The organism is Coriobacteriia bacterium, from assembly GCA_031292615.1.
GTDB lineage: Bacteria > Actinomycetota > Coriobacteriia > Anaerosomatales > JAAXUF01 > JARLGT01.
Map to the genome: position 1 here is coordinate 1 of JARLGT010000103.1, position 13,874 is coordinate 13,874.

The following is a 13,874-nucleotide window of genomic DNA, read 5'->3' on the forward strand; positions in this document are numbered from 1 at the left end:
GATCCGGCCGCGACGCTCGCTCAGATCGGGCGCCTCGCCGACGCCGGCTGCGAGATCGTTCGCGTCGCTATCCCCAAGCGCGACGCGCTGCCTGGATTCGCCGAGATCGCCGCGACCTCGCCGCTACCGGTTGTCGCGGACATCCACTTCGACCACAGCATCGCGATCGACGCCGCCCGCATGGGCGCGGCCAAGCTGCGCATCAACCCCGGCAACATCGGCGATATGTCGCGCGTCGACGCCGTCATCGATGCGGCGGGGGAGGCCGGCATCCCGATTCGTATCGGCGTCAACGCAGGCTCGCTTGCTCGCGAGTACGAGGAGCTCGACTGGCCGCTTCCCCAGAAACTCGCCGCGAGCGCGGTAGCGTTCTGCCGCCACTTCGAGACGCGCGGTTTTGCCGACATCGTCGTCTCGGCCAAGGCGAGCAGCGTCAACTACACGGTCGACGCCTACCGCTGCCTGGCCGCCGAGATCGACTACCCGCTGCACATCGGCGTGACCGAGGCTGGCACTGCGCTCTCGGGCACCGTGAAGTCCGCCGCCGGCCTCGGGATCCTGCTCGCCGAGGGAATCGGCGACACTCTGCGCGTCTCGCTGACCGCCGATCCGGTCGAGGAGGTCGTTGTCGGCTGGGAGCTCCTGGCGGCGCTCGATATCCGCCGACGCTCGCCCGAGCTCGTGAGCTGCCCCACGTGTGGCCGCTGCCGAGTCGACCTCATACCGATCGCCAACGAAGTCGCTGTGCGCCTGCGCGACCGGCGTCTCCCGATTAAGGTTGCGGTGATGGGCTGCGAGGTCAACGGCCCAGGCGAAGCGCGCGATGCCGATATCGGCGTGGCGTCCGGCCAGGGAGTCGGACTGATCTTCTCCCACGGCGAAGTGGTCCGCAAAGTGCCGGAGGCCGAGATCGTCGACGCGCTCTTCGCCGAGATCGACCGCATGGAACTCAAGGCCGAGTAACTTCGCTCGACGTCGCTCCGCAGACCGTGACGCGCCTGTTCGCGCTGCCGGCGCTGCCTCTTACCGCTACATCACAGCCGCTGACCGCTGCTTCCCGCCGCCCACGAACACCTCGTCGCTCCGGTGCACGGGGAGCGCCAGACTCTCGTTGAGGGTGCGCGCGTGTTCGGGACAACGCAGACCCCAGCTTCGCCGCTGCACGCCGGAGCCGGAAGCGTGAACACGGTATCGCGCAAACCCTGCCGGTCTGACATGGCAGGTCCCCGTTGGTACGCCCCTAAGAAGGCGCGTCCGACGTCGCGGCACACGCTAGTGAGACGCCGGCTCGTCCCGCGACGCTCGTTTCGCGGGGGCCCGAGCCCCGAACGCGCCGACGAGTGCGGCGCTTCGGGGCTCGTTATCGTCCGCAGCGGTCTGCCGGCAGCTCCCTCGGCGCTACGGCCGTTCTCGGAGGGGAAGCGGACTGCTATCCTTCGGTACCAAGGCTCGTCGATCCCGGAGGGTACCCCATGACGGTCGCTTTGCGCATGAGCTCGCTCTACATCCCCACGCTCAAGGAAGTCCCCGCCGAGGCTGAGCTCGCGAGCCACCGCCTCTTGCTGCGAGCCGGCATGATCCGCAAGAACGCCGCGGGCATCTACAGCTTCCTGCCTTTGGGATGGCGCGTTCTGCACAAGATCGAGCAAATCGTGCGTGAAGAGATGGACGCGATCGGCTCGCAGGAGATCTTCATGCCGGTCACCCAGCCGGCCGAGCTGTGGCACGAGTCGGGCCGCTGGGACGACTACGGTCCCGAACTCGCTCGCTTCACCGACCGCCATGGACGCGAGTTTTGCCTCGGGCCGACTCACGAGGAGATCGTCACCTCGCTCGTGCGCAACGAGGTTCGCAGCTATCGGGAGTTGCCGCTGTCGCTCTACCAGATCCAGACCAAGTTCCGCGACGAGGTCCGCCCCCGCTTTGGGCTGCTGCGCGGCCGCGAGTTCATCATGAAGGACGCTTACAGCTTCCACACGACGCAGGAGTCGCTCGAAGAGCACTACAACGCGATGAGTCACGCCTACGCCCGCATCTGCGAGCGCTGTGGGTTGGACTACCGCGAGGTCGAGGCCGACTCGGGGCAGATCGGCGGCAAGGTCACCAAGGAGTTCATGGCCATCGCCGAGAGTGGCGAGGCCGAGATCGTCTACTGCGGCTGCGGCTGGGCGGCCGATGTCGAGGCCGCCGAGACCGTCGTTCCACGCCACCCCTCCATCACCGATCCCCGCCCGATGGAGAAGGTCCACACCCCCAACATCCGCACGATCGCCGAGCTGGCCGAGTTCCTCTCGATTCAGGAGCACGACACCGTCAAGACGATGGCCGGCAAGACCCCCGAGGGCGAACTCGTGTTCCTACTCATCCCCGGTGATCGGGAGCTCAACCCAATCAAGGCCGGCTGGGCAGTGCCCGGCATCGAGCTGCTCGAAGAAGAAGACTTCAAGTCGTTCCAGATTCCAAAGGGCTCACTCGGCCCGGTCGGCGTGCCCGAGGGCACGCTCGTCATCGCCGACGTCTCGCTCAAAGGCGACGTCGCATGGGGTGTGGGCGCTAACGAAAACGACTACCACCTCATCTACGTCCAGCCCGGCCGAGACTTTCCGGAGCCGGTCTGGGCCGACCTCGTACTCGCGCAGGCGGGGGACGCCTGCCCTGCGTGCGGTGGCGTGCTCCAATCCGCTCGCGGCATCGAGGTCAGCCAGGTCTTCCAACTCGGCACCAAGTACTCGGACTCGATGGGCGCCACTTACGCCGACGAGAACGGTGAGGAGCAGCCATTCATCATGGGCTGCTATGGCGTTGGCGTGAGCCGCACGCTGGCCGCCGTCATCGAGCAGCACAACGACGATGGCGGCATCATCTGGCCGGTAGGGGTTGCCCCGCTGGAGGTTGCCGTTCTTCCGCTGATGGCTGAAGGCGAGGTCTCTGAGGTGGCCGAGCGCATCTGGAGCGAGCTGGCGGTCGCCGGAGTCGAGACCGTGATCGACGACCGAGACGAGCGCGCGGGCGTCAAGTTCAACGACGCCGACCTCGTAGGCTGGCCGTTCCAAGTCGTCGTGGGCAAGAAAGGCATTGCGGAGGGTGTCGTCGAGGTCAAGGTTCGCGGAGCAGGGGAGCGCACATCCGTTCCCGTCGACGAAGCCGTGGCACACATCGTTGCGCTAGTGACCGAGCAGAGGGCCCGCTTCACGCACTAACGGACTGTCAAGCACCGAGCCAAACGTCCCGGTGCAGTGCGCCTCGGACCGGTTCCCGGGTGTGACGGCACGCTTTGGCCATACTCGTCGCCTGTGCTAGAATCCACCTGCACGTGAACATGCCGTTCTCGCGAGAAGTGGGCTTACGCTCGCTTCTTTTGTTCTGCGAACAGGGAGGTGACAGGTGTGCAAACGACCGAGCTCTTGACGCGGCTGACCACGGCTCTTCAGCTCGAGGCAACCGCCCACGGCTTCGAGCTCGTCGGCGTCGAACAGGCGGGTGGCCGAGGCACACCTATCCTCCGTGTCCTCTTGGACCGTGAGGAGGGCTTGGATCTTGACGCGGTTGCGTCCGCCAACGTTTGGGTGACGGAGATCCTTGATGCTCAAGAGCCGTTCGAGCACGCCTACACGCTCGAGGTCAGCTCGCCGGGAATCGACCGCCCGCTGAACAAACGTGACGACTTCACTCGTTTCGTCGGCCAGACCGTGAATCTCAGGGTCGTCTCGGACGAGAAGCGCAAGTCGTGGACGGGCGAGCTGGTTGGCATGCAAGGCGACGATGTCGAACTTCTTGTCGACGGCGAACGTGTTTCGCTTCCGTACGACTCCATTCAGAAGGCGCGCCTCAAAGGCGTCGTCGACTTCGGCAAGGGAAAGGAGCAGTCTGCATGAGCTCCGAACTTATGGATGCCCTCAAGGCACTCGCTCGTGAGAAGAACATCGACGAGTACCAGATGCTGGACAAGCTCGAGCAGTCGCTCGCAGGCACCTATCAGCGCATTCTCGATCTCGAGAACAACGTGCGCGTCACCATCGACCGCGAGAGCGGCCGTATCTACGTCTACGAGCTCGTCCCGGTAGGCGAGATCGACGAGGAGACCGGCGAGGCCGAGTCTTACGACGAGCGTGACGTCACGCCTGCCGACGTCAGCCGCATCGCCGCCCAAAACGCCAAGAACGTGATCGGCTCCATCATTCGTGAGGCCGAGCGCGAGCGCATTTTCGACGAGTACGCCGATCGAATCGGCGAGTCAGTGACCGGCACCGTTCAGCAGAGCGACAGCCGATACACTCTGATCAAGCTGCGCGAAGGCGTCGAAGCGCTCCTCCCGCCGAGCGAGCAGCCTGGCAACGAGCGCTACGATCACAACCAGCGCATTAAGGCTTACATCATCGACGTGCGCAAGACGAGTAACGAGCCGTCGATCGTCGTGTCGCGTACCCACCCGGGCCTGATCCGTCGCCTTTTCGAGATCGAGGTGCCCGAGGTCTACGACGGCATCGTCGAGATCAAGAGCGTCGCTCGCGAGCCCGGTATGCGCTCCAAGGTCGCCGTCTCCAGCCGCGAGCCTGGACTGGACCCGGTCGGCGCGTGCGTCGGCCCCAAGGGCAGCCGCGTGCGCATGATCGTCAGCGAGCTTCGCGGCGAGCGCATCGACGTCGTGCCGTGGTCCGAGGAGCCGTCGCAGTACGTGGCAATGGCGCTCTCGCCGGCCAAGGTCGACCGCGCGCTCATCGACGAGGACACGCACACCGCCACGGTCATCGTGCCCGACGACCAGCTTTCGCTTGCCATTGGCAAGGAAGGTCAGAACGCACGTCTGGCCGCCAAGCTGACCGGCTGGCGCATCGACATCAAGAGCGCGTCCATCGCCGCCGAGCAGGGCCTCTACACGCCCTCGACCTCGCATTCAGGTACAGCTGCCTCCGGGCACGCCGAGGACTTCGACGGACGCTGCGTAGCAGTCACATCCACTGGCGTGCGCTGCCGCAACCAGGCGCGCCCCGGTACTTACTACTGTGGAATTCACGACAAGGAGGCCGCCGCCGAGTGATGAAGCCGCGCAAGGTATCCAACCGCACCTGTGTCGCCTGCCGCTGTGCTGACGAGAAGCGCTGGTTCGTGCGCTTCGTCAGGACGCCGGACGGCCACGTCATCGTCGACCCTACGGGGAAGGCGAACGGACGGGGTGCCTACTTGTGCGCCAAGCCTGAGTGCTTCGAGACCGCCCGCCAGAGGCGGCGCCTCGACACGGCACTCAAGGTGACTCTTCAAGACGACGACTACGCCAGGTTGCGACGAGACTTCGACGAGTTGCTCGGCCGCATGAGCGACTCGAATACAGGACGGTGACGCTATGCCCGCAATGAGAGTTCACGAACTCGCTAAAGAGTTCGGCATGACTAGCAAGGAGCTGCTCGACAGGCTCGCAGAGCTCAGGATTCCCGCGAAGAACCATGCTTCGACGCTGGTCGACGCCTACGTGGACAAGATCCGCAAGCAGCTCGGCCCGGAGATCGCCGAGCGCCAGCAGCAGCTCGAAGAAGAGCGCGCCAAGGAGGCAGCCGCCGAAGCGATTCGCGCACAGGCCGCCGAGAAGGCCCGCAAGGCCGCGGAGGACGAGCGCCGCAAGGCTGAGGAAGCCGAGCGCGCCCGTCGCGATGAGGAGCAGCGCGTCCGTGCCGAGGAGGCCGATCGTCGCCGTGCCGAGGAAGAGGCCGCGCGTCACGCCGTTCCCGCCCCCGTAGTGCCGACCCCAGCTCCGAAGCCGGCACCCGCTCCCGTCGCTGCGCCCGCCCCTACGCCGGCCGCAAAGCCTGCGGCTGCTACTGCTAAGGCCGCTCCCAAGGCTGCTCCCAAGACTGCCGCGAAGGCCAAGCCCGAGCCGGTGGCCGTTACGCCCGAGCCCGCTGCCGAGCCGGTGGCTGCTGCCGCGCCGCCCGTCATGGACGCCCGCGCCAACCTCGAGGCCGCCATTGCTGCAGAACGCACTCGCCTCGAGGCTGAAGCTGGTGCGGCCCTCAACAAGGAAGAAGAGGACCGCTACCGCCAGATGGCAGTCGACGCTGAGGAACTGCAGCGCCAAAAGGTGCTGGACGAGGCCAAGGCCGCAGTCGCCGCCGCAGCTGTCGAGGGCAGCCGCAAGAAGAAGAAGCACAAGAAGCCCGTGGGCGCCGAGGTCGAAGAGGCCCAGCATCACGAAGCTGCCACGCACACCGAACTGCCGGTTGGCGGTGACGCGATCAGCGTCACCGAGGGTGTGACGGTCGGCGAGTTCGCCGACGCGCTCGAGGTTCCCTCCAGCGACATCATCAAGCGACTGTTCTTGCTTGGCACGCCGCTCACGGTCAACCAGGCAATGTCGAACGACATCATCGAGATCATCGGCGAGGACCTTGGCCGAGAAGTTCGTGTTGTCTCGGCAGAGGAAGAGATCAACGAAGCGTTCGTCTTCCACGACGAGCCCGAAGACCTGAAGCCCCGCCCGCCAGTGGTCACCGTCATGGGTCACGTCGACCACGGCAAGTCGTCGCTCCTCGACGCCATTCGCGAGACCGGCGTAGCCGCGACAGAGGCGGGCGGCATCACGCAGCACATCGGTGCGTCGGTGGTTAACAAGAACGGCCGCCAGATCACCTTTATCGACACCCCGGGCCACGAGGCCTTCACCGCTATGCGTGCCCGAGGCGCCAACGCGACCGACATCGTCGTGCTGGTTGTCGCTGCCGACGACGGCGTCATGCCGCAGACGGTCGAGGCTATCCACCACGCGCAGGCCGCTGGCGTGCCGATCATCGTTGCGGTCAACAAGATCGACAAGGACGGCGCCAACCCCGAGCAGGTCCGCCAGATGCTCACCGAGTACGAGATCGTGCCGGAGGAGTGGGGCGGTACTAACATCTTCGTCAACGTCAGCGCCAAGAAGCGCCTGCACATCGACGACTTGCTCGAGATGATCCTGCTGCAGGCGGACGTTCTCGAGCTCAAGGCCAACCCCGACACCATCGCTTCCGGAGTTGTCATCGAGGCCAAGCTTGACAAGGGGCGCGGCCCGGTAGCAACCGTACTGGTTCAGCGCGGCACGCTGCACGTTGGCGACGCCATCGTGGCTGGTACCGGCTACGGCACGGTGCGTGCGCTGGTTTCGCCGAAGGGCGACACCGTCAAGCAGGCATCGCCGGCCGATCCGGTCGAGATCCAAGGTCTGGCATCGGTGCCGAGCGCTGGCGACGAGTTCCGCGTGTACTCCGACGCCCGCGACGCACGCAACCTGGCCGAGGAGCGCGCGCTCAAGCTGCGTCTCGCTGCTCAGGAGAAGAAGACACACGTCTCCCTCGACGACCTGTTCGCTCGCATTAGCGAAGGCGCACTCAAAGAGGTCAACCTCGTCGTCAAGGCTGATGCCCAGGGCTCGATCGAGGCGCTCAAGGACTCGCTGGACAAGATGGATCAGTCCGAGGTCGTCATCAACGTCATCCACTCGGCGGTCGGCGCCATCAGCGAGAGCGACATCACGCTGGCCGACGCGTCCGACGCTATCGTGATCGGCTTCAACGTTCGTCCTCAGCCCAAGGCCAAGGCTCTTGCCGAGGAAGAGGGCGTCGACGTCCGCCTGTATCGCGTCATCTACCAGGCGATTGAGGACATCAACGCCGCACGCGTGGGCATGCTGGCTCCCGAGTTCCACGAGGAGGACACGGCCCGCATCGAGGTTCGCGACCTGTTCCGCGTCCCAAAGGCGGGGGTCATCGCCGGTTGCTACGTGCAGGAAGGCGAGATCAGCCGAGACGACAAGATCCGTATCGTCCGGGACGGCACGATCATCCACGACGGCACGATCCACTCTCTGCGCCGCTTCAAGGACGACGTGAAGTCGGTCCGTCAGGGCTTCGAGTGCGGTATCGGCGTCGACAACTTCCAGGACATCAAGGAGGGCGACATCATCGAGGGCTACAAGATCATCGAAGTCGCCCGCGAGTCTTAAAGAACACGTCAAAGAAGGCACATCAATGAAGCAGACTCCCAACACACGCAAGCTCGGTGAGCAGGCGCGAGAGGTCGTTGCATCCTTGCTCGTCAGCGAGGTCTCCGATCCGCGCGTCCGCCTGGTCACGATCACTGGTGCCGAGGTCAGCCCGGATCGCTCCGTGCTGCTGGTCTTCGTCAGCGCCGATCCCGAGCGCTACGACGAGGTGCTCGCCGGGCTCGAGTCGGCCAAGGGCCGCTTGCGCTCGATGATAGGCCACGCTCTGGGCTGGCGCGTTACGCCCGAGCTGAAGTTCTATATCGACACATCGGTCGACTCCGGCATGACGATCGACGAGGCGTTGCGCCAAGTGCCCCCGACGCTCGTCGCCGAGCGCCAGGCTGCTGTTGAGAGCCCTGCGCCTGACGTCGCTGCCGACGTGGCTACCGATGCCGCTGGCGCCGAGCCGGACGAGGCGTAGGTACGATGCAGGCCGCCTACCACCACGCCGCGGTCGCGCTCAGGCGCGCGACTTCGGTCGTGGTGTGCGGCCACGTCCGACCCGACGGCGATGCTATCGGCTCCAACCTGGGACTGACCCTGGCCTTGCGCGAGGCCGGCATCGCCGCTGTCCCCACGCTGGCCAACCGCGAGAGCGCGCCGTCGACCTACGACTTTCTGCCAGGCTTCGGCCTGTTCGTGGCGGTCGAGCAACTCGAGGCTCCGGACGTCTTCGTGGCGGTCGACAGCCCCAACCCTGATCGCCTCGGCGCCGCCGAGCAGCTCATGCGATCGGCCAAGACGGTCATCGTTGTTGACCATCACCCAGATGCAAAGCCGTACGGCCAGATCTCCGTTGTCGACGACACCGCCGCAGCCACCGGCCAGCTCATCTGGGGCTTAGCCAAGACGCTCCTCCAGGAGCCCAGCGCCGACGTGGCCTTGTGCTGTTACGTCGGCCTGATCACGGACACTGGGCGCTTCTCCTACGACAACACCTCCGCACGCGCCTTCCAAGACGCGGCTGAGATGATCGCCGTGGGCGTGGATCCTGCCAACACTGCTCGGCTGGTCTACCAGAACCGGTCCAAGGCCTCTCTCGAGATCGAAGCATGTGCGATGTCACGCTTGACCGTTGCAAACGACGGCCACGTTGCTTACGCGTGGGTCACCGACGAAGACTTCGCGCAACTCGGCGTTCTGCCGGAGGAGGCCGAGTCGTTGCCCGACTCCGTGCGCCTGCTCCGAGGCATCGACGTCGCCTTCCTCATGCGCCAGGCGGGCGATGAGGTGCGCGTGAACTTGCGTGCCAAGTGCGGCTTCGACGTGGGAAGTGTGGCCCGCGCCTTCGGTGGTGGCGGACATCGCGCAGCCTCCGGTCTTACATTCCATGGCACTATGGCCGAGCTGCTGCCGCAGCTCCTCGCGCTGCTCCCCGGAGGCGAAGCTGCGTGAGTGCTCGCCGAGGAGCAACCGACCTCTCGGGAATCCTCGCCATAGACAAGCCGGGCGGGATAACCAGCCACGACGTCGTCAACCGCGTGCGTCGCATCACCGGCGAACGCCGAGTCGGCCACGCCGGCACCCTGGACCCCATGGCGACCGGACTGCTGGTGGTGCTTGTCGGCCCGGCCACACGCCTCTCGAGCTACCTCACAGCCGCCGAGAAGGCGTATGAGGCACGCATCGTGTTTGGCACCGAGACCGACACCGATGACGCCGAGGGCCGCGTCACGGCCACCGCCGGCGTTCCCGACGAGATCGGCGACCCGTTCTTCGCGACTCAGACGGTCGCTTCACTCGTCGGGACGCACCAGCAGATACCGCCCGCATACAGCGCGATCAAACGGGGGGGAGTGACCGCCTACGAGGCGGCCCGCAAGGGTGACGCGCTGGAACTCGACGCTCGCACCATCGAGGTCACAGGCGCGCGGTTGCTCGGCGTGGAGTGCTTGGCCGAGTACGCCTGGGACGTCGAGTTCGAAGTCTCCAAAGGCACCTACATCCGCGCGCTTGCCCGCGACCTTGGCCGCGCGCTCGACTCGGCGGCGCATCTCGGCGCGCTGCGCCGCACTCGCTCCGGCGCGATGGATGTCGCGCAGGCGCACGCGCTCGAGCAGCTCGAGTCCGCTGCTGACGTGCGCTCGCTCTTCGTCGATCCATTCGCGGCCTTGGGGCTTCCGGTCGTGAGCGTCGGCGACACCTTGGCCGCGCGGCTTGCAACTGGCGCCACCCTGGCCGACGACGCCGAAGGGATGGTCGCGGTTGCGCATGACGGCGTGCTGGTCGGCGTGTACGCTGGCTCGATGGGGATGCTCAAGCCGCTGTCGGTGATTCCCGGCGGCGTCACGGGGGGAGTGCAATGACGCCGCTCTTCTACGAGGACTCGCTGGGCGCACGGCTCGTCGAGAAGGCCAAGGAGTCAGCTGCTGCCGCCGAGCAGGCGCGCGCGCAGCGGGCCAACAGGCCGATGCCCGCTCGTGGAAGCGCCGATTTGGAGCTGCTTGACGACCCGACCGCACTGGATGATGCGGAGCGTGGGGTTCGAGGTGGAGATCCCGAGGACGCCTACGCCGAGTTCAATTCGGACTGGGTAGCGGTGTTTGGCCCTAGCAAACTCAGCGGGCTGCTGGACGTCGCCGGCTTCGCGGCAGCGATTGTGACGATGCCTCTGGCTGCTGAAGCAATAGACTTCGTATGGTCGCCCTACCCGCCCGAGATGATGCCGGGCCCTGCGTATGCCAACGACCACCTGCTCGACATGCCGTTCACCCTGTACGTGCACCCTGCGGATGCGTCCGCGGCACTTGCGCTCATCTCCGAGGTTCCCGGCTCCGGTATAAGCGCCGGAATCGCTTGCACGCACGAGAGGGGAGCCCGGGCCGAAGGCAATCGTCGCACCCTTGCCTGGGGGCTGGTCGTCGCTTTCCTCGGTGTAGATGTCTTGGTGCTGCTGACAGGCGTCGCTTACTGGATCTACCACCTTCTCCGCTACCACCACCTCTAGCCATTCAGGAGACTCGCATGACAGCTTCCATCACCACGTGGCAACCGGGCACCGCGCCGCTCGGCTCGGCGGTCGTGGCCATTGGCGTCTTTGATGGCGTTCACCTTGGCCATCAGGCGCTGCTTCGCGACACCGTGGCCGACGCCAAGATGCACGGCGTGCAGTCGGTGGCTGTGACGTTCGACCGCGATCCAGACCAGATCGTCTCGCCTGACACTGCCGCACCGCAGCTTCTCACCCTCTCGGACAAGCTCGCCGCGATATCGCGCACGGGAATCGAGGCAATCCTCGTGGTCCCGTTCACCTCCGCACTCGCCGAGCAGGCACCTGAGTCGTTTCTCGACAGCGTGTTGCTCGCAGCACTGACGCCGGTGGCCGTGCACGTAGGCAGCGACTTTCGGTTCGGCACTATGGCAACAGGCGACGTGTCGACCCTGCAGCGCGTTGGAGCGGCACGCGGCTTCGACGTCGTCCCGCACGACCTCGTGACCGATGAGGGGCAGGCGATCACGTCCACACGCATCCGCGCTCTCGTGGCCGATGGCAAGATTGCTGAGGCATCGCGGCTCCTTGGTGGGCATCCCTGCGTAACCGGCACCGTGCATCGCGGTCGAGGGGAGGGCGCTAGCCTCGGTTTCCCCACTGCGAACGTGGTCCCGGTGGAGTTCGCGGCGCTTCCCGGCTCCGGCGTCTATGCAGGCCGCGCGGCTCTGGCCGATGGCTCCGGGTGGGCCGCAGCAATCTCTGTGGGGACCCCGCCGATGTTCCCCGATGCGAAGGACTACCTCGAGGCACACCTCGTCGATTACGAGGGCGACCTCTACGACCAACCGCTCACGCTCGAGTTCTGGGATCGAATTCGAGATCAGCAGGCCTACCCGGACCTCGACGCGCTCAAGGCTGCCATCGCGGCCGACGTAGATGGCGCGCTCGAGATCGCTGGTTTCACCGATGAGGAGCTGGCTGCCAGTGCGGCCGCCGCGCCGGCAGACGCCGGGGGGCAAGTGGACGCGGATGACGATGGCAGCCAGCCCGGTTTCTGGGACGAGGGCCGCAACTACCGCGGAGAGCTCCTCGACGCCGGCTCGCAGCTTCAGGAAGCCGACTACATCTCCGACCCCACAGCACTCGAGGCGGCAGAACAGGCAGCGATGAATGCGCCGGACAGCAGCTTCGGTCAGATGGCGACGGGCGAGTGGGTGCCCGTCGTGTCGAGATGGTTCACGTCCATCGGTGCGGCGAGCGCTGAGGCTTTCGTGCTCGTTGCGCCCCTCCAAGCCGCCAACATTCCCTACGCGTGGAATCCGTTCCCACCAGACGAGGCGTGGGTCGGCGTCCGCGACGTTTCGGCCCGCGACTTCACCGTGTTGGTGCCAGCCGAGATGCGAGAACAGGCGCTCGCCGAGCTCCAGGCAGCTGCAGCCGACGCATCTCCGACCGAGCTTCCGGCCGACAGCGCCGACTTCGTCGACGATCCCGCGGCACTCGAGGCCGCCGAGCAGGCCGCGCAGGACTACCGCGAGCCGCAGAAGGATGCCGATGACCACCGCGGCGAGGACTGGGTTGCAGTGCTCGCCGACCTGCCCTTCGACAAGCAGCGCTTCCTCGACATAGACGGCGCGCTGGTCTCGGCAGGTATCGATCGCATATGGGAGCCCTACGCGCCCGAGGAGGCGCCGCTGATCCGCCTCGGCATCTGGGACACGGAGCGCTTCTCAGTGTCAGTGCCCGAGTCGGAGGTGGAGTCAGCCAAGGCGCTACTTGCGAGCTTGCCCGACGACGCCGAGCACTGGTAGCGCATCGGACGAACCCGCAAGCAGCTGGCGCGATGCGCGAGCTAGTCTAGAACCATCCAAGCGAACGAGGCCCTGATGGTCGACGCGTTGTTGAGTCGGACCCCCATGCCGGTCGAACCGTCCCAGGTCACGACGCCCATACAGCGCACGCCCGGCTGCTGACCAGCACGATTTCGGCGCCGCGATGCCGAACGAGCCCCCCGCCTGGTTGCTTCGCGACCTTGTCCCAGCTATACTTCATAGGCTTCACACGGCTACCCCGTCTTTGATCTCGCGACTCACCAACGCGGTCTCGGACGCGGGCGGACCAATACCAGTGCCTCGCGCCCAAAGGGTGTGTGGGCCAAACAGAAAGGTGAGACACGTGCCGCTTCCCAAGGACGTCAAGTCGACGATCATCGCCGAGTACAAGCGTGGCGACGCCGACACCGGTTCTGCCGAGGTTCAGGTTGCGCTGCTGACGCAGCGCATTCGCGACCTTACCGAGCACCTCAAGATGCACAAGAAGGACCACCACACCCGCCGTGGCCTCCTCAAGCTCGTCGGCCAGCGCCGTCGCATGCTGAACTACCTGAAGAAGGTCGACATAGAGCGCTATCGCGCAGTCGTCGCCCAACTCGGTATTCGCGGGTAACAACACAAACGGGAACCCGAAAGCGGGAGGGCAACCCCTCCCGCTTTCTCGTTACTCGGGGCCACGAGTCCTCGCGGCCCCCGAACCGGCTCAATCGGTTCGTCACTTCGCAACGCGACAGGCGCGGGCGAACAGAGGCAGCGGCTCGACGCATGGGGCGTCGGGTGCGTAGAGGGAAGAAGAGAGAGTTTTATGGCTAAGGTAGTAGAAACGTTTGAGCTGTACGGCAAGGAGTACGTTCTGGAGACCGGCGAACTGGCCAAGCAGGCCGGTGGCGCCGTTCTCGTGCGTCAGGGGGAGTCGATCGTCCTCGTCACGGCGACCGCATCCAAGTTCCCCAAGGACCTGGACTTCTTTCCGCTGACCGTCGACTTCGAGGAGCGCATGTACGCTGCGGGCAAGCTCCCCGGTGGCTTCATCAAGCGTGAAGCCCGTCCTTCCGAGAAGGCCACGCTTACCGCCCGCATGATCGACCGTCCGATCCGC

General features: G+C 65.7%; 13 protein-coding genes. All 13 read left to right on the forward strand.

What is annotated here, in order from left to right; all coding sequences use genetic code 11:
* Positions 1-963, forward strand: a 963-nt coding sequence (ispG, locus tag P4L93_09275; protein MDR3687131.1) for a flavodoxin-dependent (E)-4-hydroxy-3-methylbut-2-enyl-diphosphate synthase, incomplete at its 5' end; no start/stop codon positions are given.
* A 509-nt stretch (positions 964-1,472) separates the two neighbouring features.
* Positions 1,473-3,200, forward strand: a complete 1,728-nt coding sequence (locus tag P4L93_09280) for a proline--tRNA ligase (GenBank protein MDR3687132.1) — start codon at positions 1,473-1,475, stop codon at positions 3,198-3,200.
* 186 nt (positions 3,201-3,386) lie between these two features.
* Positions 3,387-3,875 (forward strand): ribosome maturation factor RimP, encoded by a 489-nt coding sequence (locus tag P4L93_09285; protein ID MDR3687133.1) that lies wholly within the window; start codon positions 3,387-3,389, stop codon positions 3,873-3,875.
* A complete protein-coding gene (gene nusA / locus P4L93_09290; GenBank protein MDR3687134.1) occupies positions 3,872-5,038 on the forward strand; it encodes a transcription termination factor NusA in 1,167 nt (388 codons plus the stop codon). The genes P4L93_09285 and nusA overlap by 4 nt, the downstream gene beginning before the upstream one ends.
* Positions 5,038-5,337: a YlxR family protein gene (locus P4L93_09295; protein MDR3687135.1), complete on the forward strand. Its 300-nt coding sequence runs from the start codon at positions 5,038-5,040 to the stop codon at positions 5,335-5,337. The genes nusA and P4L93_09295 overlap by 1 nt, the downstream gene beginning before the upstream one ends.
* A 4-nt stretch (positions 5,338-5,341) precedes the next feature.
* The gene (gene infB / locus P4L93_09300; GenBank protein ID MDR3687136.1) at positions 5,342-7,969 is read left to right on the forward strand and encodes a translation initiation factor IF-2; all 2,628 of its coding nucleotides are present in this window, start codon (positions 5,342-5,344) and stop codon (positions 7,967-7,969) included.
* 25 nt (positions 7,970-7,994) lie between these two features.
* The gene (gene rbfA / locus P4L93_09305; GenBank protein ID MDR3687137.1) at positions 7,995-8,432 is read left to right on the forward strand and encodes a 30S ribosome-binding factor RbfA; all 438 of its coding nucleotides are present in this window, start codon (positions 7,995-7,997) and stop codon (positions 8,430-8,432) included.
* Between the two features lie 5 nt (positions 8,433-8,437).
* Positions 8,438-9,406 carry a bifunctional oligoribonuclease/PAP phosphatase NrnA gene (locus P4L93_09310; GenBank protein MDR3687138.1) on the forward strand — a complete coding sequence of 323 codons (969 nt, stop codon included), beginning with the start codon at positions 8,438-8,440 and terminating at the stop codon, positions 9,404-9,406.
* Positions 9,403-10,317, forward strand: a complete 915-nt coding sequence (truB, locus tag P4L93_09315; GenBank protein ID MDR3687139.1) for a tRNA pseudouridine(55) synthase TruB — start codon at positions 9,403-9,405, stop codon at positions 10,315-10,317. The genes P4L93_09310 and truB overlap by 4 nt, the downstream gene beginning before the upstream one ends.
* The gene (locus tag P4L93_09320; protein ID MDR3687140.1) at positions 10,314-10,958 is read left to right on the forward strand and encodes a hypothetical protein; all 645 of its coding nucleotides are present in this window, start codon (positions 10,314-10,316) and stop codon (positions 10,956-10,958) included. The genes truB and P4L93_09320 overlap by 4 nt, the downstream gene beginning before the upstream one ends.
* Before the next feature lie 17 nt (positions 10,959-10,975).
* Positions 10,976-12,754, forward strand: coding sequence for a riboflavin biosynthesis protein RibF (ribF, locus tag P4L93_09325; GenBank protein MDR3687141.1), 1,779 nt, complete (start codon positions 10,976-10,978; stop codon positions 12,752-12,754).
* A gap of 364 nt (positions 12,755-13,118) precedes the next feature.
* Positions 13,119-13,388, forward strand: a complete 270-nt coding sequence (gene rpsO, locus P4L93_09330; GenBank protein MDR3687142.1) for a 30S ribosomal protein S15 — start codon at positions 13,119-13,121, stop codon at positions 13,386-13,388.
* Positions 13,389-13,580: 192 nt separating this feature from the next.
* Positions 13,581-13,874, forward strand: a 294-nt coding sequence (locus tag P4L93_09335) for a polyribonucleotide nucleotidyltransferase (protein ID MDR3687143.1), incomplete at its 3' end; no start/stop codon positions are given.